This window comes from Trabulsiella odontotermitis, assembly GCF_001297775.1.
Classification (GTDB): domain Bacteria; phylum Pseudomonadota; class Gammaproteobacteria; order Enterobacterales; family Enterobacteriaceae; genus Trabulsiella; species Trabulsiella odontotermitis.
The window spans coordinates 127,681-151,806 of the sequence record NZ_LIFX01000007.1 but is presented as its reverse complement, the minus strand read 5'-3'; the positions used below and the strand labels follow the sequence as shown (position 1 = coordinate 151,806).

Genomic DNA, 24,126 nt, shown 5'->3' with positions numbered 1-24,126 from the left:
AATTATTCAGAATATAACTTATAAGCCATTCTTAATATTATATTTTTTGTTGTGTTAGCATCTGGCTTTGCTTTATGTTTATTGCTATAAAAGCGATCTCCAGAGTTTGTAACGGTGAAAATAGCTGTAATAAGATTGTAAAAAACCAGGGACATAAACATTGTTTAACTGAAAACAGTCGGGTACTAAAACGGAAGAAATATAACAAGCCGACGATGTCGTTTTCTTAACAATTCAAACTTGAATATTCCTGCTAAAGATGCAAAAGAGAGGATCTCTGTTATGAGTAAGGACAGCAGTGTAGCACCTAAAGAGCGTATTAATATCAAGTATGTGCCCAATACGGGCGATCAGATCGCTGAAATAGAACTTCCGTTAAACTTGTTTGTGGTCGGCGATATGAAAGGTGTCCGTGAGGATTCTTCCCTGGAAGAACGACAGCCGGTCTCCATCAATAAGAATAATTTCAATTCTGTGATGAGTGAGGCCGGTCTGAGCCTCTCTTTTGTTGTGCCCAATCGACTGGATGAGAAAGAGAACGACGAAGGTGAAAATGATTTGCCTGTTCGTCTTGATATCCAGTCTCTCACCGATTTCTCTCCCGATAATGTGGCCCGCAAGGTTCCCGAACTGAACAAATTACTCGAACTGCGTGAAGCGCTGGTCGCCCTCAAAGGGCCGCTGGGCAATATTCCTGCATTCCGTTCCAAATTACAGGCGCTGTTGAAGGATGAAAAAGCGCGTGAACAGCTTCTCGAAGAGTTAAATATTCTGGATAAGAAGTGATATCTGTTTGTACTTAGAGGGATTTTTTTATGTCATTACGTGAAGAGCAGACAGCGACGCCTGAACAACCTGCAAGAGCATTTTCTCTGCTGGACGAAATTATGTCCCAGGCGCACATGCAGCCAGATAACGATGGATACGATATTGCTCGTCAGGGTGTCGCGGCGTTTATCTCGAATATTCTGGATTCAGGAACCAGCGAAGAGCCCATCAACAAGATGTTGGTTGACCGCATGATCCTTGAGCTGGATAAAAAACTCAGCGCGCAGATGGATGAGATCATGCATGCGGATGAATTCCGTGCGCTCGAATCCTCCTGGCGTTCGCTGAAGCTATTGGTTGATCGCACCGATTTTCGTGAAAATATTAAAATCAATGTGCTGCATGCGACCAAAGAAGAGCTGCTTGATGACTTTGAGTTTGCGCCTGAAATCGTACAGTCAGGATTTTATAAGCATATTTACTCTTCCGGTTATGGCCAGTTTGGCGGCGAGCCGATCGGGGCAGTAATTGGCAACTATGCGTTTAAAAATACCGCGCCGGATATGAAGCTTTTACAGTATGTGGGTGCGGTCGGTGCAATGGCGCATGCGCCGTTCCTGTCATCTGTGGCGCCGGAATTTTTTGGCATCAGCAGCTTTACCGAATTACCGGCAATCAAAGAATTAAAATCGGTATTCGAAGGACCTTCTCACACCAAATGGCGTTCGCTGCGAGAGTCTGAAGATTCACGTTATATTGGCTTAACCGCGCCGCGTTTTTTACTTCGTCTGCCTTATTCAAAAACAGAAAACCCGATTCGCTCTTTCGGCTATGAAGAGAGCGTACAAAAAGGGCATGAAAAATTCCTGTGGGGCAATACCGCGTTTTTATTAGCAAGCCGTCTGACAGACAGTTTTGCGAAATATCGCTGGTGTCCGAATATTATCGGTCCGCAAAGTGGCGGCGCAGTTTATGACTTGCCGGTGCATCTGTATGAAGCCATGGGGCACATTCAGGCGAAAATCCCCACTGAAGTGCTCATCACTGACCGTCGTGAATTTGAGCTGGCGGAAGAGGGTTTTATTACGCTGACGATGCGCAAAGGGAGCGATAACGCCGCGTTCTTCTCGGCGAACTCGATCCAAAAACCCAAAGTGTTCCCCAACACCCGCGAAGGGAAAATGGCGGAAACCAACTATAAACTGGGTACACAATTACCCTATATGTTCATTATCAATCGCCTGGCTCACTACATTAAAGTCTTGCAGCGTGAGCAGATCGGCGCCTGGAAAGAGCGTCAGGATCTTGAGCGCGAACTGAATATCTGGCTCAAGCAATATATTGCTGATCAGGAAAACCCACCGACAGAAGTTCGCAGCCGTCGTCCTCTGCGTGCCGCACAAATTAAGGTGCTGGATGTTGAGGGAGATCCAGGCTGGTATCAGGTCACCATGTCTGTACGCCCACACTTTAAATATATGGGAGCGAGTTTCGAACTCTCTCTGGTAGGGCGACTGGACAAGGAGTAACGCACCATGGCCGGGTTATTGAGCTGGAGACGCGATCGTTCAGGCAGTTTATTTGAACGGATCCAGAAACAGGAGGGCGGGGTTATTCGTCTCTCCTCCTCGGGAAGCTTACTGGCCTCAATAAAAAAAAACCTGAACCAGGTATTAAATTCACATCAGGGCGGAAGTCAGAGCGCACCCAGGTTGGGTGTGCTTGATCTCAACGATGCCACGTCGTCATCGTCTGACTTCCGCCAGTCCATTGAGCACATCGTCCGGGCCTGCATTATTGACTACGAGCCGCGTATTAACTGGGTTGAAGTCAGAGCCGGACAGGTCGATGAACAGGATCCCTTAGCACTGAATTTTCATATTCTCGCGCATGTGGGCTTCGATGACGTCAACGACATGATTGAATTTAATATCCATCTGGATAAGCACCAGCGTTACCATCTGAGCTAATGATATGGCATTCGAGAAATACTTTAGGGACGAACTGGATTATTTGCACCAGATTGGACGCATTGTTGCGCGCGAAAAACCGCATCTGGCTGAGTTTTTATCTGAGAAAGGGGTTGATCCAGACGTTGAGCGTTTGCTGGAGGGGTTCGCGTTCTTATCCGGAAATTTACGTGAAAAAATCGACGATGAGTTTCCTGAACTGACGCACAGTTTGCTGAACATGTTGTGGCCGAATTATCTGCGCCCGACCCCCAGTATGACCATCATCGAATATACGCCAGAGAAAAATATCATCACTGAGGCGACAAAGGTGACGCGCGGGACCGAGTTATTAAGTCGCCCCATCCAGATTATTGCAGAGTCGGATGACGGACTGGATCCGCGTCAGGATCCGCATAATCTGACTCACTGTGTTTTTACGCAATGCCGTGATCTGTGGTTACTGCCGGTAGCGCTTGATGATATTCGGGTGAGTAACAGTAACGAAATGGCGGTCATTAATATCGATTTTTCCGCCAGTGGAGAAATCAGCATTAATGATCTGGAACTGGGTAAACTCCGGTTCTGGCTGGGTGAAGCAGGGTACAGCAGCTATCAACTCTATTTCTGGCTGAGTTATTACTTTGAGAAAGCAGAGTTAATCGTCGGCGATGAAAGCTATGTATTCCCCGATTTTGATTTTGTGCCGTTAGGGTTCAGCCGTGATGAATCCATGTTGCCGTGGCCGAAAAACTCGGTAACCGGTTATCGCATTTTGCAGGAATACTTTTGTTTTCCTGAAGGGTATCTGTTTTTTGATGTGAAAGGGGTACCGAAATTACCCGCGGAACTTCATGCCAGCCAGTTTTCATTGCGACTGAGTTTTTCCCGTCCGCTACCGCCGGAAGTGAAAATCAGGCGGGATTCGCTGCGCCTGTACTGTACGCCAGCGGTTAATCTGTTCAGCCATTACAGCGAATCTATTTTGCTGGATGGCACGCAAACAGAATATCCCTTACGTGTCAGCTACAGCGAACCTGATTTTTACGATATTTTTTCGGTAGATAAAGTTGAAAGCTGGCTTAAAAATGATTCGCAGGATCACGGACGGTCTCGTGGGGAATTGCGGACTTATACGCCATTTGAAAGCTTTCAACATCAAATTGAATATACCCGGGGAAGAGAGAAAATCTATTACCGGGTGCGGATCAAACCTTCTGTATTACGCCCGGGACTTGAGCATTCAATCTCTTTCGTTCGTGGCGATGAACTGAACTGTGTGCTCCATGACGAAACGATTTCGGTGCAACTGACCTGCACTAACCGGGAATTACCAACCTTATTGCGTATTGGCGATATCGACACCGTTGCCCGTGACACGCCCTCATTTGCGTCGTTTCGCAATATTACCCGACCGACCATGCCGCTCTATCCCGTGCTTGACGGCAGCCTGACCTGGTCGCTGATTTCCAATATGTCGATGAATTATCTTTCTCTGCTTAATAAAGACGCCTTGCGTCAGATTTTACTGACCTATGATTTGCCGGGGCTGCATGACCGGCAGGCTGCGCGCGGCTCGCAAAAAAAGATGGATGGCATCGTCAATATTGAAACGCAGCCGGTGGATCGTTTATTCCGGGGCGTCCCTGTCCGGGGGCTGGAATCCACCTTGTGGCTGGAACAACGTGCGTTTTCGTGTGAAGGGGAACTGTATTTATTCGGCACTATTCTGGCGCGCTTTTTCTCTCTGTATGCCAGCGTGAACTCGTTCCACATTTTGAAGGTAATCAATACGAATAATAAGGAGTGCTACGAATGGCCGGAGCAGAAGGGACAGCACACGTTGATTTAAAATATCAGGGAGTGTCTGACAACGTCGGGCATTTCAATTTTTATCAACTGGTGGAGTTGCTGACAAAGGGAACCGCGGATCCGGTATCGTCATTCGCATTAAATCCGGAAGACGAAGCGATTCGTTTTCGCTCGACAGCCAGTATCTCATTTCCTTCACGCGATGTGGTCGCTTTAGAGCACACAGAAAATAAGCAGTGGTTACTGACCGCGTCATTTCTGGGACTGCATGGCAGCCAGTCGCCGCTGCCGGGATATTACCTGGATAATCTGGCCTGGGAAGAGGCGCAGCAAAATTTTCATCTGACGGATTTCCTCGATGTTTTTAACCATCGTTTTTTGATGCTGTTGCACCGCATCTGGCGCAAATATCGCTATTACATCTGTTTCGAAAACGAAGGAAAGGATGCGTTTTCCCAACGCATGTTTGCGCTGGTGGGGCTGGGCTCCGCGGATGTTCGTCAGCAGTTAAATATTAATCACAGCAAAATGCTGGCCTATGCGGGTTTGCTTGCCAGTCCGGGGCGTTCTCCTGATGTTATTTGCGGGCTTATTGCGCACTGTTTTGAACTGGATGATGTCACGTTGCAGCAGTGGCAAAAACGTTACGTGACCATTATTCCCGAACAACAAAACCGGTTGGGTGGCGTTCATCATTACAGCGGTAAACGGACAGTCCACAAATCAGTATTAGGTGAAAACTTTTCTATTGGCGCCCGGGTGCCGGATCGCGGCGGGAAGTTTTTATTACGGCTGAACGGCCTGTCCCGTCAGCGCTTTCTGGAATTTCTGCCGGAAGGCGCCAGTTATTTGCCGCTGGTGACATTTACGTCATTTATTCTCCGCGATCAATTCGCCTGGGATTTATGTCTTGGCATTGCGCCAAATCAGGTTGGGGGCATGGAGTTAGGGGTTGAACAAAATGCGTTGTTGGGCTGGTCCTGTTTTTTAGGTCAGCCGGATGAGAGACCTGAGGTCACGCTCTGTGTCAGGGAGTGAAATAGAGGAACTGAAAGATGAACAACCATGAACATTATCTCCCGTCACTCCAGTTGAGAGTGAATAACAGCCATCAACTTGAGAGTGGTTGTAATGCCAGCCATGATTTTGGCCCTGCCGGAGGCAGCGTTGGCAGTAATGAACAAAATGCCTGGCGTATTCAGGATACGCTGCGAAAAATCGCCGGTACCCATTTTGTGATCCTCTGGCAGGATGACGCGTTTTGTCTGCGTACCCAGGGCGCGCCGGTTTCGGTTAATCAGACGCCGCTGAATCCGAATATCGGTATTGTGCGTCTGTTGCAGGGCGATGAAATTACCCTTGGCGAACTGACACTTAAAACGCTCATCAGCGTCAATGGCGGTGAAATACAGGATCCTCTGCAGGTAACGCCGGAATCCCTGGTGACGCATTACAGTAATCCGCTTGAATCCTTACTCGAACAAGATCCTAAAAACGATCAGATGAAAATAACAACTCCGTCGCTTGAGCAGACGGTGGCGAATTCATGGTCGCAGGATCCGCTTCGGGTATTACAAAACGAAACCCTCACGGAACCGGGAATAGATCCTGTGACAACAGAAAATTCGGCTGAAAGTATTTTACAGCGTTCACCTTATGGAAAATCCGGTGAGACGTATTCCCTGACGGATGATCCTGCGAACCGGGTGGTCGATCAGGAGTTTCTGGAACTCCCGCAAATCACCAGTTACCTGAACAGGCAGAAAGAAACGGCGAAACAGGAAGACATGTCTGATCGTTTTGTCGCGATGACGCCATTAATGCGTGGGCTTAATGCGCCGCTCTCGATGTATGACAGCCAGCAGGCAAATGATTTTCTGGAAGAGGCGGGCCGGACATTGCAGATGACGATCCGCGGTTTACTGGCTCTGCAAAGCCATCAGGATACCTTGTCAGATAAACACCTGAGGCCGCTTGAGGATAACCCGCTGCGTCTGAATATGGATTATGACACGACGCTGAATGTGTTATTTGCCGAAGGGAAAAGCCCGGTTCATCTGTCTGCTCCGGAAGCGGTAGCGGAAAGTCTCGATAATATGCGTCTTCATTATCAGGCGAATCAGCAGGCCATTTCTGAGGCGCTGTCCGTCATGCTGGAGGCTTTTGCGCCAGGGCGTCTGATGTCCCGTTTTGCGCAATATCGCCGGGTCGCTGAACGCAGTGAAATGGATCCCGCGTGGGCATGGACGATGTATTGCAATTACTACGAAGAGCTGGCATCAAGCCGCCAGCAGGGATTCGGTAAGTTATTTAATGAAGTCTATGAACAGGCCTATGACAGAGCATTAAGGAAGGGGCTGCAGGAGAGCAAGGTATGAGCCCTGTCCGCAAAGTCTGTAGATGGTTTTCGGTTTTGCTGATAACGGTACTGCTGAGCAGTTGTACCGTCAGCAAGAAAGTCGGCCAGGTGCTGATGGATCCTGATATTCAGGTAGGTTCGCTTGCGGAACAACCCTCAACCGTCAGAATTACTTTGCTGGCTGAGCCAGATATTAATAAGAATGAAAGTGATGAAGCTACGCCAGTGAATTTGCAGGTAATTTACCTGAGTGAAGATTCAAAATTACTGGCAACAGACTTTGATCAGCTTAATGAAGAAGACAGCGATCTCGAAAAAATTCTCGGGAAAAATTATATCGATCACCAGGACTATACGCTGTTGCCGGGGCAGTTCAAACCGCTGGAGCTGATAAAGCTTGAGGAAGATAACCAGTATATTGGCGTAGTGGTTTATTACGCAGATGAAAATATTAGCCAGTGGAAGAAGGTGATAAAAATAAAAGGCATGGGGCACGCATATCATCTGCTTATTCATGTCCGTGACAATGACGTCGAATTACAAAAAGAGGAGGACTGATATGCCAACCAGAAATCGGGTTATCTGGCGTGAAGGGTTATTTGTTAAACCCCAACACTTCCAGCAACAGCAACGTCATAATGATTATCTGAATGATGTGCGTATGACGCTGCTCCAGCGCTACGGTTATGGTTTTTACTCTCTGGTTTTAAATCAGGAAGTCCTTAAGCTTGGTCGTATCGGTATTACCTCCGCGCAGGGCATCATGCCGGATGGCTCTCTATTTGATATTCCCTATCAGGATTTACTCTCTCCGCCTCTCGATATTGGCCCGATGCATGAGCCGGGCAGCCGGGATATTTACCTGGCATTGCCTTTAGTGAATGAGGCCATAAACGAAATTGGCACTGCGGAATCGTCGGTCCGAAATGTCCGTTACCGGGAAGTGATGGCGGATGTCCGCGATCTCCACTCGGAAGAGGGCGATGTCAGTACCCTGATGCTGGCGCAACTGGCGCCGCGACTGATGCAGGGGCATGAAGATCTGAGCGCGTGGACCGTATTGCCGGTATGCCGCATTAAAGAGAAACGCCCTGATGGCGCACTGGTGCTGGATGAGGAATTTATTCCTTCCTGCCTCACGATCAATGTGTCGGCCCCCTTGCGTATGTTTATGGATGAAGTACAGGGCACCCTGGTGGAGCGCGCCAGAATGCTGGCCGAACGTATTGGTTCGCCAGGTCAGCAGGGGATTGCGGATGTGGCGGAATTTATGATGCTGCAACTGTTTAACCGCCTGCAGCCGGTATTTACGCACCTTTCCTATCAGCGATTACTGCACCCGGAAACGTTTTATACTCAGCTGGTTCAGGGCTGCGGTGAGTTAATGACCTTTACCGATGAGTCGCGTCTGCCCGGAACATTCCCGGTGTATAACCACGATAATCTGACCGAGACGTTTCTGCCGCTGATCCTCATGATGCGGCAGGCCTTGAGTACAGTGCTCACCCCGCGCGCGATATCCATTCAGTTGCGCATGCAGGCACACGGCATTCGTGTCGCCACCATTAATGAACGTGAATTGCTCAGCAGTGCTGAATTTATTCTGGCGATCCGCGCGCAACTGCCGCAGGAGCAATTACGGCGGCAGTTTATCCAGCAAACCAAAATCACGTCGATTGACCGCATTCGTGATCTGGTGAGCGTGCAACTGCCTGGCGTGCCGCTGGTTGCATTGTCCGCCGCGCCGCGCCAGTTGCCTTATCACTCGGGATACACCTATTTCATGCTGGATAAACAGAGTCCGGCCTGGAAAGACGTGCTGCAGAGCAACGCGATTGCATTCCACGTTTCCGGCGAGTTTCCGGAGCTGGATATGCAGTTCTGGGCAATAAGGGGGAACTGATGGTCGATGACGCGATACCGATGAAAGAGACATTGCTCAGCACCGCCAGTGACGTGGCGGGTAACCATCGCCATTATCAGATGTTGCTGCGTGGAGAAGGTCTCAACCCGATGATTGATGCCGCAACGCCTTTGCTGGGCATGGTGTTGCGCCTGCAGGCGATGGGAAATCAGCCTCTGCCGGAGCGATTATATCAGCAGGTCGTCGCGGATGTGCGTGCGACGGAGCAATCACTCCAGAATCTGGGCTATGAGCCGGGCGCGATTATTTCATTCCGCTATGTGCTCTGCACCTTTATTGACGAAGCAGCGTTAGGTCATGGCTGGAATAACGAAAACGGCTGGCTGAAACAATCCTTACTGGTTCATTTTCATAATGAAACCTGGGGGGGAGAAAAAGTCTACGTTCTGCTGGAACGTCTGATCAGCGAACCCCAGCGTTACCGGGATCTTCTTGAGTTCATTTATATCTGTTTCTGCCTGGGATTCCGTGGCCGGTATAAGGTCACCGTCCAGCATGCAGAAGCGTTCGACCGTATATTTCGTCGGCTCTATAACATTATTCGCACGATGCGGCCTGAAACGGATGTCACCGTGTTGTATCAGGACGGCGAGCGTTCGCCTGGCCGTTACAAACTGATTAACCGGCTGACGGTGAAACATTTATTGATCGGTGGGATTGCACTGATGGTGGTCTTTTATCTGTTTTATCTGCTGAGACTGAATGTGCAGACCGAGGATATTTTGCATCAACTTAATAGTTTACTCAGTGGAGGCAAACGATGATCCAGATTGATTTGCCCGCGTTAGTCAGCCGTCTTCACCCTGTCGCGCGTCATGGACTTGAAAGCGCCGCAGCAAAGTCGGTGAGTGCGCAGGTTGCCGAAATCACCGTAACGCAGGTGCTGCTGGAAATGGTGAAAACGCCGCTCAGCGACATCCGGCTTATTCTGAACCGCGCGGAAGTGGATTATGACGCGTTGTGCGAGTTGCTCGACAACGTACCTTCAGGCGGGCGTGATACCGCCGCACAATACCCGTCATTTTCGCCGTTACTGGTTGAATGGCTTAAAGAGAGCTGGTTACTGGCTTCGGCCGAGTTCAACCATCCGCAACTGCGCAGCGGCGCCATGCTGATTGCCTTACTGCACACGCCGCACCGCTATCTGCCCGCCGAGGTGGTTCAGTTGCTGCTGAAGGTCAACGTCGCCCTGCTGCGTGATGAATTTAACGCCTGGACTGCGGAATCCGCAGAAAGTGATGCGCCCGACAGCGCCGACAGCAAAGCTGGTGGTCGGCCTGGCAGCGAGAGTCTGCTGGCGCGCTTTACGACCGATATGACGAAAGCGGCGCGTGACGGGAAATTAGATCCAGTTCTGTGCCGTGATGCGGAAATTGATCTGATGATCGATATCCTGTGCCGTCGGCGGAAAAACAATCCGGTGGTGGTAGGGGAAGCCGGGGTTGGCAAGAGCGCGCTGATAGAAGGGCTGGCGTTGCGGATCATTGCCGATCAGGTGCCGGACAAGCTGCGTAATACACGACTGCTGACGTTAGATTTAGGTGCATTGCAGGCGGGCGCGGCGGTGAAAGGCGAATTTGAAAAACGTTTCAAAGGACTGATGGCGGAAGCCGTCCAGTCAACGGAACCGGTCATTCTGTTTATCGATGAAGCGCATACGGTGATTGGCGCCGGAAACCAGCAGGGCGGGCTGGATATCTCGAACCTGCTGAAACCGGCACTGGCGAGAGGTGAACTCAAGACCATTGCCGCCACGACCTGGAGCGAATACAAAAAATACTTTGAAAAAGATGCTGCGCTGTCCCGACGTTTTCAGGTGGTGAAAGTCACGGAGCCGACGGCAGCGGAAGCGACCATTATTCTGCGCGGGTTGAGCGGCGCCTATGAGAAAGATCATGGGGTGTTGATCGATGACGAAGCGCTGCAGGCGGCAGCCGTGTTAAGCGCGCGTTATCTTTCGGGCCGCCAGTTACCGGACAAAGCAATTGATGTGCTGGATACCGCCTGCGCACGGGTGTCCATCAATCTGACCTCGCCTCCCCGGCAGATGTCGGAACTCATGACTGAGCAGCAGCAGCTTGAGCAGGAAATCGCTCAGCTTGAACGCGAGCATCGCATCGGTTTACCTGGCGATGCCGGTTATCTTGCGTCATTACATCAGCGTTTGTCTGAGCTGAGCGAGGTATTAACCACACTGGAGGCGGACTGGCGCGAACAGCAGTCGCTGGTTCAGCAGTTGATTACGTTGCGCACTGACTTACTGAGTCCTTCTCAGGAGACCGCGGAAGAGCAAAAAATCAGCGAGCTGGCCGAACTCATGCAGGCGCTCGATGCATTGCAAAAAGAGAAGGCGCTGGTTTCCCCACACGTCGGAAAAAAACAAATTGCGGAAGTGATCGCGGAATGGACTGGCGTCCCGCTCAATCGCCTGTCGCAAAGTGAAATGATGGCAATCACCGAGTTGCCAGGCTGGCTTGGCGAGGTCATCCGTGGGCAGACGCTGGCGATCGCCCAGTTGCATAAACATTTGCTGACAGCGCGCGCGGATTTGCGCCGTCCGGGACGACCGTTAGGCGCGTTTTTACTCGTCGGCCCCAGCGGTGTCGGTAAAACCGAAAGCGCCCTGCAGATTGCAGACACGCTGTTTGGTGGCCGTCAGTACCTGACCACCATCAACATGTCTGAGTTTCAGGAAAAGCATACCGTCTCGCGCCTCATTGGCTCGCCGCCCGGCTACGTGGGCTACGGCGAAGGCGGCGTGCTGACAGAGGCCATCCGACAGAAACCGTATTCCGTGGTGTTGCTTGATGAAGTTGAGAAAGCGCACCCGGATGTGCTGAATCTTTTTTATCAGGCATTTGATAAAGGCGAACTGGCCGACGGGGAAGGGCGGATCATTGACTGTAAGAACGTCGTGTTCTTTCTGACCTCCAATCTGGGGTATCAGGTGATTGTCGAGCATGTCGGCGACCCCGCGGCCTTAGAGGAAGCGTTGTACCCCGTGCTTGCCGATTTCTTCAAACCGGCGTTGCTGGCGCGAATGGAAGTGATTCCTTTCCTGCCGCTGGACAACGACACGTTAGCGGAAATTATCGCCAGTAAACTCACCCGACTCGAGAATCTTCTCCGCCAGCGTTTCGCCGCGACGGTAACGATCGATGACGCCGTCTCCATGGAGATTATGCGGCGAGTGACGCGCTCGGAAAATGGCGCGCGCATGCTGGAGTCGGTCATTGACGGGGCGCTCTTACCGCCGCTTTCGTTGCTGTTATTGCAGCATATGGCGGCAGGGGACGCGATCAGTCAGATTCACCTCTTTACCGATGACAATGAGTTCAAAGCCAGGGTGGAAACGAAGGTATGAGAAAGCGACTGAAAAGTGTGCTTTCTCTGCTGGAAAGTCACACGCAGGAAGAACTGATATTCAATTTTCTGGAGATTAACCAGCGTCGCCCTCGTTTTGAGGCGCTGATGGCCGGGGTGATCAACGCCACCGAAAAACGGATGGAATGCTATGCCGTTTCCGGGACCAGTAATGTGAGTCTTCAGCGCTTTGAAGTCAGTCTGCTTGACCTCAATCATCCCTTAATCCACGTGCTGCGCAGTGGTGTGAACGCCATCTGGCAAACGCTGCACCGCGGGGTGCGGATAGAGGAGAGTCGTTTCCGGCAATTTGTGTGCGAACTGCCCAATGAATGTGGGCTTTTCGCCACGCCCGTTTTTGATCATCGGGGCGCCGCCAGCGGCGTTATTGCCGCTTTCAGTTGCCAGCCGGAACAGCTGAATAAACCGAACAGCGTGTTCAGTCTGAGTTGCGAATTGTTCCAGTATCAGTTGAAAAAAGTGATGGAGCTGGAGCAATTGCATCGCCAGCTTCGGCAGATCCAGACCGTGTTTCATACCCAACAGCAACGGCAAAAACAGCTTGATGAACTCATCGCCGAGCTGAGTTCGACCGGGGACAGAAACCTCCCCGGTATCGCCAAAGATTACAGCGGTATTAACGATCTGCTGGCGGCAATGGAAGAATTTGAATGCGACGTGCTGACTCAGCGGTTGCGTCAGTTCAACGCAAATAAAAAACGTGTCGCGGAAAGTCTGAATTTGTCACCCCGGACACTGGCTTACAAACTGACGAAATACGGGTGTGATGTATGAACATAGCGTTCCTGCTGCTGATGAGCGGATTGCTCGCCGTGACCAGTCCCTCTCCGTTCTCTTCTGTGAACCTGCCGTTGTCAGCTACCGCGGCAAACTCGCATGACGCCGCTGTGTTGTCTGCCGCCATGTTATGCCGTAGTGAATCATCACCGCTGCTGCGCCTTGACTGTTATGACAGCGCGTTTTCCGATGACCCGCCACAGACCCAGGACTTGCCTGTGCCGAAAGGCGGTATTGCCTGGCAACGGGCGATGACTCAGGAAAAAACCAGAGACGACCACACCACGGCTTTCATCGTCACCAACAGTGGCGGCGATAACCCGCAGGTGATCCTGACGACACCGGCAATTGGCGAAACGCCGCCGCGGCCCGTGCTGATGTTCAGTTGCGTTGACAATATCACCCGTCTGCAAATTGCGGTGGCTGCTCCTCTCAGGAGTGGCGAGGGCAACGTCTCACTGAAGACGGATCGCAACCAGTACGATGTGAACTGGTTTATCCGTGAAAATGGTTACCTGCTGGATGCCAGCAGAGGGCTTGCCGGGATCGAAGAAATCAAACAGCTGTTTGGTTCTGAATCGGTCACCGTGAGTCTCTCCGGGCGCAGTTCCCCTCACCTGATTTTTAACATTGAAGGTTTAGCGCAGGAGATTGAACCCCTGCGTAAAGCCTGTCACTGGTAAGGAGAGCGTGATGGCTGAACGGCATGACTGGCTGGATAAACTGGCAACTCCACTTCCCGCCGGGAAAATCAGCGCCCGCCTGAGCGATGACAATCCGCACTGGGCGTTTATTGATGGCGAAATGGTCAAACTGGGCGCGCTGAGCCACAACACTCTGGATATGGCTGACATCCAGCAGCGGATCCTGTTGTTGCTGACCACGGAAAGTAAAGATTTTCGTCTCATCGTGCATTTGCTGCGAACACTCCAGCATGGCGGTCAACCCGCGGAGGTGATGCTGGCGATGCAACTGCTCTGTGCGTGGGTCGAATTGTACTGGTCGCAGGCATGGCCGGATAACGCTGTGATGAAGCGTCGGTTATCGCAACAGGTGATCCGCCGGTTTTCTTCCACCGTAAATAGCTTTATTGCGCAGGCGAACCCGACGCAGCGGCAGGCGATGCAGGAGGCGCTGTCGTGGCTTGAACAGTTCTGGCAGACGCCGGAGCGTGAACTTGCCGAAGAGATTAAGACGCTGCAAGTGGCGTTTGCCCGTCAGCCAGACCGCCCGGTACAGGAAGAAAAAGCACCGGCTGCGGCTTCTGCGGGGGCGATACCTGAAGCATCACCAAAGGCGGCACCGAGCGCGCCGGTGATGAGTGTGGTGAATACCGATGAAAAAGCCTGGCGGCAAACGCAACTCCAGATGGCGGGCATTCTGTGTGAGCGCCAGCCGGAAAACCCGTTGGGGTGCCGTTTACGCCGTAACGCTATCTGGCAGGGCATCACGGTTGCGCCGCAATCCGCAGAAGACGGGAGAACGCCACTCGCAGCGTTTTCTGCCGATCGGATGGCGGAATATCAAAGCCGGATGGCGAACCCGGATGCCGCTTTATGGCTGCAGGTGGAAGAGAGCCTCACCCTGGCACCGTACTGGCTCGATGGGCACCACCTCTCCGCGCGGATCGCGCAGAAACTGGGATATGAGCGCGTCGCGGCCGCCATTCATGATGAACTGTCGGTTTTTTTACACCGTATCCCTCAGCTCAGGACGCTGAGCTTTATCAACCGGACCCCTTTTTTATCCGCTGAGACACTGAACTGGCTTGAAAACGGTGGCGCGGGGCAGGCAAAAACGGCCTCGCAGGTGCAGGCAACAGCTCAGGCCGACATGGATTCAGACGCCGTCTGGCAAAGCTGGGAAACCCAGGGGCTGGAGGTCGCGCTGCGCCAGCTGGATGAACTCGCTCAACAGCGCAATCCACGTGGGCGGTTTTACTGTCAGTTGCTGGGCGTTGATTTGCTCGACAAAGCGGGGTTGAAAATACTGGCACAACAACATTATCAGCATCTCTGGCAGGTCGCGCAGGCGATCACGCTGCCGGACTGGGAGCCTGAGCTGATGATGCAATTAGAAGAACATATTGTGATGACGAAGGACAACCACCGGATGGAACAGGAGTGTTAATCAATGAAAATACCAGGGTTCTTTAGCTCTCTGCGGCCTGCCCTTCCACGGTTTAAAGCGTCCGCCGCTTTATTGCTTGCCGTTTTCTGGTGCTTCGCCATTTTCTGGGTCTGGTGGTGGGGACCCGACTGGGTTATCGGCTCGAAGAAACCTCTTCAGACGCCATTGAGCCGCTGGCTGACAACGGCGGTTCTGGTGCTGATTGCCCTTGCCTGGCTGACGGTGCGCGTAATGCGGCGGTTACAGCAGCTTGAGCAGTTGCAAAAGTTATCCCGGGAAGAGGTTAAAGATCCCATCAGTGCCGATATTAACTATCAGCGCAAATATCTGGCGCGCTGGTTGCTGCAACTGGAACGTCATCTCAGCACGCGGAATTACCTGTATAAACTGCCCTGGTATCTGGTTGTGGGGGCCTCCGACAGCGGCAAGAGTACGCTGATGCTTGAAGGGCAAAAACTGGCCCCGCTGTATGTCCCGGAGAAGACAAAAGGCGAGCATAACACCGACTTGCATGTTCATTGTCTGGTGGGCGAGCAGGCGGTGCTGATTGATGTCGAGGGCGTGCTGATTGAACAGCCGGTGGTTCAGGATGCGGAAAAGCCGGAACTCTTCGGGCGACTCTGGCGCGACCTGCTTGACTGGATGAAAACGATCCGCGCGCGTCAGCCACTGAATGGCGTTGTGCTGGTCGTGGATATCGACGATTTTATGACCTCAGGGAAAACGCGCCGCGATGCCTGGCTTGCGACAATGCGCCAGCGTTTGCAGGATCTGCGCGTTCATTTACACAGCCAGTTGCCGGTCTATGTTGTGCTGACGCATATGGATCTCTTTCATGGTTTTGACGCCATGTTTCAGTCGCTGGATAAAACAAAACGCGAGTCGGCGCTCGGGATCACCTTTTCAGGGCATAACGACACCTGGAAACAGGAGCTTGATACGTTCTGGCATAACTGGCTCAAAATGATGAACGACGCCATGCCGGGGATGATGATCGCTAATGTCGACAGCGCGCAGCGGAGTTCGTTATTTACCTTTATTCGCCAGATGTCCGGCCTGCATGAATATGTGGTGCAACTGCTGGACGGGCTGCTTTTTAATGACGAGAACCCACCATTACTGCGGGGTGTTTATCTGACCTCGGCGAAACAGCGGGGGCAAATCGATGATATTTTTGTGCAGAGCGCGTCTGTGCAATATCACCTCGGCGCGCAGGCGTTTCCGGCATGGCCGGTAAAAGAGAGCGTGCCGTATTTTACGCACGCGCTGTTCAATCGCGTCTTATTTTCCGAACCCAACCTGGCGAGCGAAAACAGTGTCTGGCTGCGTAAATCACGCCGCAACGTGATGCTTTATTCGATGGTCAGCGGCGTGATCCTGCTGTGCCTGTTGTTGGGCTGGCATCATTACTATCGGGCGAATTATCGTTCCGGCGTTGAGGTGCTGACGCAGACCAAATCTTTCCTCGATATTCCTCCGCCGGTTGAGAAAGACAACTACGGCAATTTACAGTTACCGCTGCTCAACCCGATTCGTGAGGCAACGCTGGCGTATGGAGATTACCATGAGCGCAATACGCTGCTGGCCGATATGGGGTTGTATCAGGGCTATAAAATCGGGCCGTATGTTGAAGATACGTATCTGCAACTGCTGCAACAGCGTTACCTGCCGGCATTAATGAATGGTCTGCTCAAACAACTGAATGAGGCGCCCGCGGGCAGTAATGAGAAGCTTAATATCCTGCGCGTGATGCGGATGCTGGATGACAAGAGCGGGCGTAACAAAGAGCTTATCAAGCAGTTTATGGCAGAGCGCTGGAGCCAGCGTTTCAGCGGGCAAAATCTTCTTCAGCAGCAACTGATGGCCCACCTGGATTATGCGCTGGAGCATACTGACTGGAATGCCCTGCGTAAGGCCGGAAATGAGGGCGCTGTCAGCAGCTATGCGCCGTTTGCTCAGCCGGTCAGAGATGCGCAGATTGAACTGAGTAAATTGTCCATCTACCAGCGGGTGTACCAGAGTTTGCGCAGTAAGGCGCAGCAGGTGCTGCCGTCTGATCTCAACATTCGCGATCAGGTAGGCGCGAATTTCGATGCCGCCTTTACCGCCAGTGATGAGACGCGGTTGCGGATCCCTCAGTTTCTGACCCGCTACGGGCTGGATAACTACTTTGTGAAGCAACGTGACGGGCTGGTGGAACTGACCGCGATGGACAGTTGGGTGCTGAATTTGAGCCAGAACGTGCAATACAGTGAGGCCGACCGCAAAGAGATACAGCGACAGATTACCGAACAGTATCTCAGCGATTACACCTCCACCTGGCGAGGCGCGATGGGCAATCTTGAGATCTCTCAGTTTGATGAGATACCTCAGGTGATTAATGCGCTTGAGCAAATCATCAGCGGTGACCAGATATTCCGCCGGGCGTTGCAGACCTTAAAAGACAATACTGAGCCGCCGTTGATGCCGGATGGATTACCTGAAAAAGCGCGACAGGACTTTCTCAGCGCGCAAAATTACCAGTTGCTGACCCGGATTAACCGCGAATTTGCCCCTGAAAACAGCCTGCTGTCCGATCAAAAAGAGGATGGCGGAATGATGCAGGGCGTGAATCAAAAAATCACGGATTTGCACCGTTATCTGCTGGCAATTCAGAACTCGCCAACACCCGGAAAGTCAGCGCTCAAAGCGGTGCAGATGCGTCTGAATGAAAACAGTAACGACCCTATTTTCGCCCTGCAACAGACCTCGAAAAGTTTACCGGAGCCGCTTAACCGCTGGGTGGGAGAACTGGCTGAGCAGGCCTGGCGTGTGGTGATGATTCAGGCCATTCAGTATCTGGAAGTGGAATGGGGGGATACGGTCGTCAAGCCATGGCAGACTCATCTCGCCGGGCGTTATCCGTTTAAACCCGGCGCGAAAGAAGATGTCTCGCTGAGTGAATTTGAGCGCTTCTTTAAACCGGACGGGGTCATTGATGCGTTTTATCAGCAGAACCTCAAGCCATTCATGGAGAACGAACTGACCTGGGGCAGTGACGGGCAGACGTTAATCCGCAGCGACATTCGTCAGCAAATGGAAAACGCACAGAAAATTCGTGACACCTTCTTCACGCCGCAGAATGGTCTTGGCACACAGTATGCGATTGAAACAGTGGAACTGTCGGCGGATAAACGGCGCAGTGTGCTGAATATGGATGGACAGTTGCTGGAATTCACGCACGGCCGTACCCGGACGGTACCACTGGTCTGGCCAAACTCGATGCGCTCTGGCGTGGAGAGCAAACTGACGCTGGTACCGGATAAGAGCAATTATGCCCCGCGCAGCATTGGTTTCAGTGGGCCGTGGGCGCAGTTACGGCTGATCAACTCCGGGCAGTTGACGTCGGTGACTGACGGTTCATTTAACGTCCGGTTTAACGTCGATGGCGGTTATATGATCTACCGGGTTCATGTGGATGCTTCCGATAACCCGTTCGCTGGCGGCTTGTTCAGCCAGTTTACTGTGCCGGAAACCTTGTACTGATCAGGGATGATTGGGAGTGAATAGCCGTGAATGAACAGACTCAGGATATCGTCATACGCACCGGAGGTGATCCTCGTCATCTGGAGGAATTTCAGGCGATACGCGAAGAGATCAATAAGATCAATCACCCTGCACAGCAGGAGGTGAACTGGAAGCTGATTGAATCTCTGGCGCTGTCGGTGTTTCGCCGCAATGGTGTGGATCTCCAGACCTCCGTGTATTACGCCCTGGCACGTTTTCGCGTCGCCGGGCTGGCGGGGTTCACGGAAGGGTGCGAATTGCTGGCCGGGGTGATCGGGGCGGACTGGCAACGCTGCTGGCCCGAAAATGAAATGGTGCGTATCGAGTTACTTGACTGGTTTAACGCCAAAGCCAGTAACATCCTGCGTACGCTTTCGTTTGAGAAAAAAGACCTGGAAGCACTCACTCAAACGGAAAATGCGTTAAAGATCCTCAGCGATAAATTACAGCAACTTCCCCTGCGCCGTGTGCCCCGCGTGGAGAATCTGCAGTTCTTTATTCACAATACCTGTCAGCGGCTTGAACAGGATCCCGTGCGGGAGAATATCCCGCCGTCCCCGGTGCCGGAAAAACTGATATGGGTTCCCGGCATAGAAGAGTCAGACGATCTGTGCCCGCGTCCGGAGCCAGAACCCACGAAACTGGTGACATGCGCGCTGCCGCCCGGCGATGAACCGGCGCCAACGTCGCCAGAGACCGCTTCCCCACCGGTGAAAAAAACACGCTGGATAATCACCGGCTTCTTTGGCGGGTTGTGCTGCTGTTTGCTGGTTGCCCTGACGGCTTATTATTTGTATGTCGTTCCGATGAAAAAGCAGCTGGAGGAGATTGCCAGTCTGCCTTCAGGATCGGCCATTCTCTGGCTGAGTCAGCCTGATCTCAGGACCTATGCCCGGCAGATGGAAAGCCTGGCAACGAACTCACCCCTCCAGCCCTATACGCTGGGTGAACGCTTCGTGAAGATCGCCAGACAAACGTGGCCCACGGACCCCTTGCAACAATCAGTGACCCGGCAATGGGAAGCGCAAATGCAGGCGGGAAATAATAACGATCTGACCGGGCAGAGTTATTTTGTTGTGCAGCAGCAATTGCAGAAACTGAATGACGAGCTCATCAGCCAGGAGCGGTCGCGTGGTGGGCTGACCATCTCGTATCTGAAAACGGCGGTGTATCAGATGCAGACGGCGCTCAATGCAGATGTGCCGCTTGAGGAGTTACTGAGACGACTGGAAAACGCCAGTCAGACTGGTCATCCTTCGGCGGTGAACTTAATGAAACAGATTGATGATCGGTGGGATATGCTGAGCCGACATTATTATTTGCTGGTGCAGAAGCAAAAAGAACCGCAGCCTTGATGTCCGGACGGCGCCAGCCCGGGCGCGACACGCCGCCCGGACTACGCTGTGCATTATTCCCTGAAGCTGGCGCTATAACACCCGCTCATCCCAGATGCTGTAGGCGCTGGTGCCTGCCATCACATGTTCCCAGGTGACGGATGCATATTTGAAGGAAATACTTTCGTAAGGCTGGGCATCGTTGTGGGTGACGGAGTTCGGGCAATGCAGCCGGATATCGCAGAGGGTCGCTTCCGTCAGCGTGATGCGAAAATAGAGCTCATTACCGCCGGTCTGGGCAGTACGGTATAAGTTAAACGTACAGTCCATTTTTTCGTTGTCATTGATCGCCTGTGCCAGCAGCGGGGTGGATTTATCCACCGGTTTGTGAACTTCGATCGGATGCAGCGACACGTTTTCGTTGCGGGTCATATGGTTAATCAGCGCCAGCACAAAAATCTCGTCCTCATGCCCGGACTGGTATTTATTGCCGATCGATTTAATACCGGAACAGCCCGCGGAAATCAGTCCCTGTTTCTGACCTTTTATGGTCATGTAGATGATATTTGCCATACACACTCCCTGATAAACAGGGGGAGCCCCGGCGCTCCCCCGGTATGGTTAGTCAGGCACTCAGGCCTCAATCGGGGCGCGCCAGTCATCCGCACCGGACGTTCCGGCGGTGGTGTGTTCCCAGTTGATTTTGCGGTAGGCCAGCGATACACGCAGCATCTGGGTGAATTCGGATTTGGTGGTGTCCTGGCAGTGAGGCATCTTGCAGTCGATATCCACGATGGTGGCATCTTCCAGTTTGGTGGTGAAGAAGTGCTCCTGTTTCCCTTCCACAGAGGTGCGGTACCAGCGTAACTCTACGGACGGCAGCATTTCACCGGACGCCAGTGCGTTGTACAGCAGCGGAACGGCTTTGTTCAGTGCCACCGTAAAGATAAACGGCTTATGCACACGCTGGCCGGAAGGCTGGCCGGACTGCGGATCGGTCGGGACAGTGACGATGTGGTCGAATTCCTGCACCAGCATTTCATCTTCATGACCCTGTACATAAATATTACCGACGGATTCTGCCGTAAAAGCACCCGCGGTGATATTACCCTGAGTTTTCCCATTGATCGCGATATAGCATGGAGTTGGCATGGCGTGATTCCTTATTTCAGCGTAAATAATGATGAAAATTCTTATTAACCGGGAGCCGTCTGCCAAAAAAGTTTTATATCCTGAGAAGCTGCAGCGGGTCCTGTACGGGCTAACTATAAGGCTCTGACGGTAAATATCCAGACCCGGATATCTGCGGATGAATAAAAATACTCACAAAGCTGGCGAATAAAATTATAATTTTTGCCGGAATAGTATTATTTATTATGAATGATATTTATATCGGGATAATCTGTCGTATTTATTGTGTAATAAACCCATATCTTTATGATTAATCATCATTTTTTCTGTTCCTCTTGTTTGCCGGTCGCGCAGTTTTGTTTTTCGCTATGGTAAGCTGATTTCATCAAACCCGGGTCACGCTGGTGGCTTTTATTTATATCTGTATACCGCTAAATGACGGGCGCAAAGATATACGGGATGGAGAAAATAAAATAACGGAGCCGGCAATGTTTTCTGAAGATAACAGTAAAAAAGACCTCTCCACAAAGATGACGAAGACTATTAAGGAGATGGCGGAAGAGCGTCTGAATACAGTGGTCGAAAAACATATTCCGTCACTGAAGAGCCCTGTCGGAAACAGTATTCCGACTCTGGTTGCCGCTGCCGGGCAAAGCGCCCCGTCGCTGGCGGTAGCGATGGGTGCAGAGCCTTCCGGCCTGAAATTTACCCTGACCGTGCAGGGCCTGCCGCCTGATACGTTTGCCGTTACCGACTTTTCCCTCACCGAGTCCTTCTCATCGCCGTATCTGCTGGAAGTGGGGCTGGTCAGTGAAGATCCGGCAGTCAGTTTTGAGTCAGTGCTGGACAACAACGCCACCCTGACCGTTCTGCGCGACGGGAACCCTGAGCGAACGGTCACCGGGATTGTCGCGGCGTTTGAGCAGGGTGACACCGGCTTACACCAGACCCGTTACACCCTGTCCGTCCGCCCGGCCATGTGGCGGACGTCGCTGCGCCGTAATTCACGGATATTCCAGCAACTGACGCCGGAGACGATCATCACCACGCTGTTGCGGGAAAACGGGGTGATCAATGTGGCGTTTTCCCTGCGCCATGCCCACGCGGCGCGTGAGTTCTGTGTGCAGTATCAGGAGAGCGACCTTGAATTTATCAGCCGCCTGAGTGCGGAAGAGGGCATGTATTACTACTTCGAAAGCGGCGAGGGCGGGGAGACGCTGATTTTCGCCGATGATGCGGGCACGCTGCCATCCGGCCCGGAACTGCCGTGGAACCCGGCGCTGGAAGTACAGAATAAAATGCCCTGTGTGAGCCAGTTCCGCCGCAGCGTCAGGGTACGCCCGGCGATGGTGGAACTGAAGGATTACACCTTCAAAAACCCCCGCTGGCCGGGCAGCTTCAGTGAGAAAGCGGGTGAGCTGCATAACCAGCGACCGGACTATGAATACTATGATTTTCCGGGGCGTTTCAAGGATGAACAGCACGGTAAGGATTTTGCCCGCTACCAGCTGGACGGGCTGCGTAATGACGCCGATGCCGGTGACGGGGAGAGTAATGACGCCCGTCTGACTCCTGGTCTGCTGATCACGCTGTTCAGCCATCCCCGCCCGGACCTGAATACCCGCTGGCAGGTGACCAGCGTCAGCCATCATGGCCGCCAGCCGCAGGCGATGAAACATGCCGCGGGCGAGCAGGGCACCGATCTCTCCACCCGCTTCAGTTTTATTCCGGCGCACCTGACCTGGCGCCCGGCTCCGTTACCCAAACCGCGGGTGGACGGTTCGCAGACAGGCGTGGTGGTGGGGCCGCCCGGCGAAGAGATTTACTGCGACCAGTTTGGCCGGGTGCGGGTGCAGTTTCCGTGGGACCGTTACGGGCAGTCCAACGATCAGAGTTCCTGCTGGATCAGGGTATCTCAGCCGTGGGCCGGTCAGGGCTGGGGCGTGATAGCCACGCCGCGTGTGGGCCAGGAAGTGGTGGTGGATTTTCTGCACGGCGACCCGGACCAGCCCATCATCATCGGTCGTACCTACCATGCGAGCAATCTGCCCTCCATCGGACTCCCGGCGGCCAAAACGCAGATGGCGTTCCGCAGCAAGACGCATAAAGGCGAAGGGTTCAACGAACTGAAGTTCGAGGACGCGAACGGCCAGGAAATGCTGTCGATGCATGCGCAGAAGGATATGTCGACGGTGGTGAAGGATAACCAGTCACTGACCGTCGAAAAGGGCAACCGCACGCTGGCGATCCTCACCGGTGATGAAAGCAAAAGTGTGGCGCAGGGCAGCATGAAGGAAGATGTGAAAAAGACCCGCAGCACCACTGCTAATGTCATTCAGGTTCAGGCCGTTCCACAGGGAGCCGGGCCGGGAACGCAATTGTATACCGCAACGGACCAGATAGAACTCATCGTCGGCAATGGCTCGGTGGTGATGACGAAGGAAGCCGTCACGATCACCTTTGGTCCCTCCACCATTGTGCTGAACAGTGCGGGCATTTTTGCTTCTGGCCCAACCATTCATCTTAACGACAGCAAGTAACCAATACGGAGAGCCAGTATGGAAAAGGCTGAACTGAAACCTTATCACTTTAACGAAGGATCGCTGCAGATCCCGGCAGAGTGGAAGGACATCAGCATTATTGTGCTGTCAGCGTCATCGAATGACCAGAGTGGCATTAGTTTTACGGTATCCAGAGACTTGATCCCCTGGGGAATGGAATTTACAGCTTTTGCCGAACGTGAAATCACCAGCCTTAGCAGACAACTGAAAGATTACCGCGAGCATTCCCGCGAGCCGGGTGAACTGGCCGGGAGGAGCACGGTGACCTCTGAGTTTTCCTGGACCTCTCCGCAGGGAACCATTCATCAACTGATGACCATTCTGGAACTCGCACCGGGTGTGCTGGTGCTAACCGCCACCGTGCCCGGCGAAATGACGCCAGAACTGAAAGTTCGCCTTACCCAACTGATTCAGTCCTTCACATTACGGGAAAACACCACGGTCGTCTGAG

The 24,126-nt window shown here is 52.6% G+C and carries 19 protein-coding genes; 17 read left to right on the top strand and 2 right to left on the bottom strand.

Going from position 1 to position 24,126, the window contains the following annotated elements; all coding sequences use genetic code 11:
* Nucleotides 1-282: 282 nt before the first annotated feature.
* The 15 genes from tssB to AOY23_RS11190 are packed head-to-tail and all read left to right on the top strand — an operon-like array spanning nucleotide 283 to nucleotide 20,004.
* A complete protein-coding gene (tssB, locus tag AOY23_RS11260) occupies nucleotides 283-786 on the top strand; it encodes a type VI secretion system contractile sheath small subunit (protein WP_054179720.1) in 504 nt (167 codons plus the stop codon).
* 29 nt (nucleotides 787-815) lie between these two features.
* On the top strand, nucleotides 816-2,297 hold the full coding sequence (gene tssC, locus AOY23_RS11255) for a type VI secretion system contractile sheath large subunit (RefSeq protein WP_054179719.1): 1,482 nt from the start codon (nucleotides 816-818) through the stop codon (nucleotides 2,295-2,297).
* Between the two features lie 6 nt (nucleotides 2,298-2,303).
* Nucleotides 2,304-2,738 carry a type VI secretion system baseplate subunit TssE gene (gene tssE / locus AOY23_RS11250; RefSeq protein WP_054179718.1) on the top strand — a complete coding sequence of 145 codons (435 nt, stop codon included), beginning with the start codon at nucleotides 2,304-2,306 and terminating at the stop codon, nucleotides 2,736-2,738.
* Nucleotides 2,739-2,742: 4 nt separating this feature from the next.
* Nucleotides 2,743-4,569: a type VI secretion system baseplate subunit TssF gene (gene tssF / locus AOY23_RS11245; RefSeq protein WP_054179717.1), complete on the top strand. Its 1,827-nt coding sequence runs from the start codon at nucleotides 2,743-2,745 to the stop codon at nucleotides 4,567-4,569.
* Complete coding sequence (tssG, locus tag AOY23_RS11240) at nucleotides 4,533-5,567, top strand: type VI secretion system baseplate subunit TssG (protein ID WP_054179716.1); 1,035 nt, start codon at nucleotides 4,533-4,535, stop codon at nucleotides 5,565-5,567. The genes tssF and tssG overlap by 37 nt, the downstream gene beginning before the upstream one ends.
* A gap of 17 nt (nucleotides 5,568-5,584) precedes the next feature.
* On the top strand, nucleotides 5,585-6,907 hold the full coding sequence (gene tagH / locus AOY23_RS11235) for a type VI secretion system-associated FHA domain protein TagH (RefSeq protein ID WP_054179715.1): 1,323 nt from the start codon (nucleotides 5,585-5,587) through the stop codon (nucleotides 6,905-6,907).
* Entirely contained in the window at nucleotides 6,904-7,446 is a 543-nt protein-coding gene (tssJ, locus tag AOY23_RS11230; RefSeq protein WP_054179714.1) for a type VI secretion system lipoprotein TssJ, read from the top strand. Before tagH ends, tssJ begins: the two co-directional genes overlap by 4 nt.
* Nucleotide 7,447: 1 nt before the next feature.
* A complete protein-coding gene (tssK, locus tag AOY23_RS11225; RefSeq protein WP_054179713.1) occupies nucleotides 7,448-8,791 on the top strand; it encodes a type VI secretion system baseplate subunit TssK in 1,344 nt (447 codons plus the stop codon).
* A 20-nt stretch (nucleotides 8,792-8,811) separates the two neighbouring features.
* Complete coding sequence (gene icmH, locus AOY23_RS11220) at nucleotides 8,812-9,576, top strand: type IVB secretion system protein IcmH/DotU (protein WP_054179804.1); 765 nt, start codon at nucleotides 8,812-8,814, stop codon at nucleotides 9,574-9,576.
* Entirely contained in the window at nucleotides 9,573-12,176 is a 2,604-nt protein-coding gene (tssH, locus tag AOY23_RS11215; RefSeq protein ID WP_054179712.1) for a type VI secretion system ATPase TssH, read from the top strand. The genes icmH and tssH overlap by 4 nt, the downstream gene beginning before the upstream one ends.
* Entirely contained in the window at nucleotides 12,173-12,970 is a 798-nt protein-coding gene (locus AOY23_RS11210) for a helix-turn-helix domain-containing protein (RefSeq protein WP_054179711.1), read from the top strand. The genes tssH and AOY23_RS11210 overlap by 4 nt, the downstream gene beginning before the upstream one ends.
* Nucleotides 12,967-13,656, top strand: a complete 690-nt coding sequence (gene vasI, locus AOY23_RS11205) for a type VI secretion system-associated protein VasI (RefSeq protein ID WP_054179710.1) — start codon at nucleotides 12,967-12,969, stop codon at nucleotides 13,654-13,656. The genes AOY23_RS11210 and vasI overlap by 4 nt, the downstream gene beginning before the upstream one ends.
* Before the next feature lie 10 nt (nucleotides 13,657-13,666).
* On the top strand, nucleotides 13,667-15,103 hold the full coding sequence (gene tssA / locus AOY23_RS11200; protein WP_054179709.1) for a type VI secretion system protein TssA: 1,437 nt from the start codon (nucleotides 13,667-13,669) through the stop codon (nucleotides 15,101-15,103).
* Nucleotides 15,104-15,106: 3 nt separating this feature from the next.
* Entirely contained in the window at nucleotides 15,107-18,628 is a 3,522-nt protein-coding gene (gene tssM / locus AOY23_RS11195; RefSeq protein WP_054179708.1) for a type VI secretion system membrane subunit TssM, read from the top strand.
* Between the two features lie 26 nt (nucleotides 18,629-18,654).
* The gene (locus AOY23_RS11190; RefSeq protein ID WP_054179707.1) at nucleotides 18,655-20,004 is read left to right on the top strand and encodes a VasL domain-containing protein; all 1,350 of its coding nucleotides are present in this window, start codon (nucleotides 18,655-18,657) and stop codon (nucleotides 20,002-20,004) included.
* Between the two features lie 72 nt (nucleotides 20,005-20,076).
* Here AOY23_RS11190 and AOY23_RS11185 read toward each other — a convergent pair whose 3' ends face one another.
* Together AOY23_RS11185 and AOY23_RS11180 are read right to left on the bottom strand one after the other, a co-directional pair.
* Nucleotides 20,077-20,556, bottom strand: coding sequence for an Hcp family type VI secretion system effector (locus AOY23_RS11185; RefSeq protein ID WP_054179706.1), 480 nt, complete (start codon nucleotides 20,554-20,556; stop codon nucleotides 20,077-20,079).
* 60 nt (nucleotides 20,557-20,616) lie between these two features.
* Nucleotides 20,617-21,135, bottom strand: a complete 519-nt coding sequence (locus AOY23_RS11180) for an Hcp family type VI secretion system effector (protein ID WP_049849498.1) — start codon at nucleotides 21,133-21,135, stop codon at nucleotides 20,617-20,619.
* A gap of 656 nt (nucleotides 21,136-21,791) precedes the next feature.
* On the opposite strand from AOY23_RS11180, the gene AOY23_RS11175 reads away from it, so the two are divergent.
* Nucleotides 21,792-23,654, top strand: coding sequence for a type VI secretion system Vgr family protein (locus tag AOY23_RS11175; protein ID WP_152958527.1), 1,863 nt, complete (start codon nucleotides 21,792-21,794; stop codon nucleotides 23,652-23,654).
* 18 nt (nucleotides 23,655-23,672) lie between these two features.
* Nucleotides 23,673-24,125 (top strand): DcrB-related protein, encoded by a 453-nt coding sequence (locus AOY23_RS11170; RefSeq protein ID WP_054179704.1) that lies wholly within the window; start codon nucleotides 23,673-23,675, stop codon nucleotides 24,123-24,125.
* Nucleotide 24,126: the final 1 nt, after the last annotated feature.